The sequence below is a fragment of the Methanoregula sp. genome, from assembly GCF_002835825.1.
Classification (GTDB): domain Archaea; phylum Halobacteriota; class Methanomicrobia; order Methanomicrobiales; family Methanospirillaceae; genus Methanoregula.
In genome coordinates this window covers 1-2,018 of sequence record NZ_PIZH01000381.1, presented here as the reverse complement: position 1 = coordinate 2,018, position 2,018 = coordinate 1, and the positions used below count along the sequence as shown (strand labels likewise).

The window sequence follows — 2,018 nt, the reverse complement described above, 5'->3', positions numbered from 1 at the left end:
GCTGTGACGAGGATGGGCGAGGTGGAGGACGCAACTGTACCGTACGCACTTGCCCTGCCCTACTCCCGTCCAGGCACCCCCTCGTTCCCGGGGATCACCTTCAGGGAGGAATACGGTGTTATAGAGAGCCGGACCCGGTGCGCGCCCGAGCGAAGGAAAAATGAGACTCCGCCGGCCCCCGGTCCTGCGGTAGCCGTTGTCCTGAAATCGGCTGGCAGCAGGCAGGGGTCGATGTCTGCACTGCCGATGTTGATCAGGAGCGCTTTTGTTTCCGCTGTGAGACCCCGGTGCATTGTGAATTCTCCTTGTTACAAGAATGTAATTCTGATACCATATTCCGGTTCGAAGAACTGCTTCGCAGGTCTTCTCATCCTCGATGCACTTCGTGCCTTTTCGGAAAGCCAATGCCCGGATTCGAACCGGGTTGTAGCTGATCTGCAGTCAGCCGCGTAGCCACTCCGCCACATTGGCATTGTTTTTTATCAGCGCAATTGTGCCATATCATGGTAAGCCAGGGATCTATTTAGGGACTGATTTACGGGCATTTTTTGCCGCAAAGTCCGGGGTCGCGGAATTTCCCGGTGCCAGATGGATCAGTTCCGGCAGGGGAAATCGAAATACTTAACAATTGTGAACTCTTACGTTGTTATGGTGATCCACTATGAGGGATCGTTTTTGTCGTAAACACAAACGGGAATAACAACATCCGAAGAATCGGGCACCTGCCGCCATCGGCAAAGCTCGTGTACAAAGTGCTTGAGAATGGTGGCCAGCTGACACAGAAGGATCTCATCCGCGAGACCTCCCTGCCATCCCGGACTGTGCGGTACGCATTGAACCGGCTCAAGGAAGAACAATTCCTCATCGAGCGTCACTATTTCATTGATGCCCGGCAGAGCCTCTACGGCCTTATCCAGCCATCGAAGGAGGTGGTTACGGTATGACGCGACCCCCCATGTGTCATGCTGGTAAGAAAAACCCGGCCTTCCGGGTGCGGTGCTGATACCGGCATCCCGGCCTCATCTCTCTTTATCCGTATTGAAAAAGGGGGAGATCTGGAAACTTTTTATGAGAATTTGTTCACAACGACTGGTCCGTAATCGTAATACCGGCTGCTACCATCTTCTCGCGGATCAGGTCGGCCACTTCGAACTGCTTTCTGGCCCGCAGCTCTGCACGGATCTCGTGAAGGACACTTAACGGTGCACTTGTCTCCCGGAGAAAATTGATCCCGAGGATCGCACCGTACTTCCGCAATGCATCGAGATCCCCGCTCGCTGCAAGTCGTTGGATTGCTGCCAGAGCCATCGGAGTATTGAGGTCGGTCTCCATGGCATCGGTGAAGGCTTTCCGGCCTTTCTCATCGGGGCCATTGTCGTTCCGTGCAATTGCCCGGATATGCTCAAGCCCTTTGGCCGCATTGGCAAATCCCTCATCGGTTGCCTGGAGCGGGGACCGGTAATGAGAGAGCAGGATGAAATACCGCAGGATATCCTTGTTCCATCTTTTCAGGGCATCGCGGATGGTGGTGAAGTTTCCAAGCGACTTGGACATCTTCTCACCCTTGACCGTGAGGAAACCCGTGTGCATCCAGTGCCGGACCATCGGGTGTTTCCCTTCCAGTGATTCCATCTGGGCTATCTCTGCCTCGTGGTGAGGGAAGATGAGATCGAGTCCGCCGCCGTGGATATCGTACTGCTGCCCGAAGTACTTCTCGGAGATGGCGGTATCTTCGATATGCCAACCGGGCCGTCCCCTGCCCCAGGGGGAATCCCATGTGTACTCTCCGTACTCCCCGGTCTTCCAGAGCGCAAAGTCGAGCGGGTTTTGTTTTGTTGTATCGGTTACGCGGCTGACACGCTTCGTTTTGTCCTGGCCGGACAGTTCCCCGTTGCGCTCGAAGGAATCCACGTTGAAATAGACCCCGGTCTCCGTAACATAGGCCACGCCACGGGCAACCAGGCGCTCCACCTGACTGATGATCTCGGGGATGTGCGTTGTGGCCCGTGCATAGTAAC

At 55.3% G+C, this 2,018-nt stretch carries 3 protein-coding genes and 1 tRNA gene; 1 reads left to right on the top strand and 3 read right to left on the bottom strand.

Translation table 11 applies throughout. The features are described 5' to 3' along the window. Positions 1 to 59: 59 nt before the first annotated feature. A complete protein-coding gene (locus tag CW742_RS11315) occupies positions 60 to 293 on the bottom strand; it encodes a hypothetical protein (protein WP_292420453.1) in 234 nt (77 codons plus the stop codon). 106 nt (positions 294 to 399) lie between these two features. Then, a tRNA-Cys gene (locus tag CW742_RS11310) sits at positions 400 to 471 on the bottom strand. A 272-nt stretch (positions 472 to 743) separates the two neighbouring features. Here CW742_RS11310 and CW742_RS11305 point away from each other — a divergent pair. Further along, positions 744 to 944, top strand: coding sequence for a winged helix-turn-helix transcriptional regulator (locus CW742_RS11305; RefSeq protein WP_015286427.1), 201 nt, complete (start codon positions 744 to 746; stop codon positions 942 to 944). A 136-nt stretch (positions 945 to 1,080) separates the two neighbouring features. Here the strand turns inward: CW742_RS11305 and CW742_RS11300 are convergent. Further along, a partial coding sequence (locus CW742_RS11300) for a class I tRNA ligase family protein (RefSeq protein ID WP_292420452.1) occupies positions 1,081 to 2,018 on the bottom strand: 938 nt, incomplete at its 5' end.